This is a genomic window from Actinotignum sp. usb-actsch-213, from assembly GCF_059085665.1.
The window spans coordinates 1-883 of record NZ_JBHNSQ010000012.1 but is presented as its reverse complement, the minus strand read 5'-3'; the positions used below and the strand labels follow the sequence as shown (position 1 = coordinate 883).

The 883-nt window shown below is 54.2% G+C and carries 1 rRNA gene; it reads right to left on the bottom strand.

The features are described from left to right. Positions 1–883, bottom strand: a 23S ribosomal RNA gene (locus AC5RK6_RS00825); the annotation flags it as partial.

The following is an 883-nucleotide window of genomic DNA, read 5'->3' as shown; positions in this document are numbered from 1 at the left end:
AAGCAGGCTTCCCGCTTAGATGCTTTCAGCGGTTATCCCTCCCGAACGTGGCCAACCAGCAATGCCCCTGGCGGAACAACTGGCACACTAGAGGTTCGTCCGTCCCGGTCCTCTCGTACTAGGAACAGCCCTTCTCAATTCTCAAACGCGCGCAGCGGATAGGGACCGAACTGTCTCACGACGTTCTGAACCCAGCTCGCGTACCGCTTTAATGGGCGAACAGCCCAACCCTTGGGACCTACTCCAGCCCCAGGATGCGACGAGCCGACATCGAGGTGCCAAACCATGCCGTCGATATGAACTCTTGGGCAGGATCAGCCTGTTATCCCCGGGGTACCTTTTATCCGTTGAGCGACGGCGCTTCCACAAGCCACCGCCGGATCACTAGTTCCTACTTTCGTACCTGCTCGACATGTCTGTCTCACAGTCAAGCTTCCTTCTACACTTACACTCACCACCTGATGACCAACCAGGCTGAGGAAACCTTTGAGCGCCTCCGTTACCCTTTAGGAGGCAACCGCCCCAGTTAAACTACCCACCAGGCACTGTCCTTAGCCCGGATCACGGACCAAAGTTAGACATGCAATACGATCAGAGTGGTATTTCAACAACGACTCCACACCAACTAGCGTCAATGCATCACAGTCTCCCACCTATCCTACACAAACCGTACCGAACACCAATACCAAGCTATAGTAAAGGTCCCGGGGTCTTTCCGTCCTGCTGCGCGAAACGAGCATCTTTACTCGTAATGCAATTTCACCGAGCTCGTGGTCGAGACAGTAGAGAAGTCGTTACGCCATTCGTGCAGGTCGGAACTTACCCGACAAGGAATTTCGCTACCTTAGGATGGTTATAGTTACCACCGCCGTTTACTGGGGCT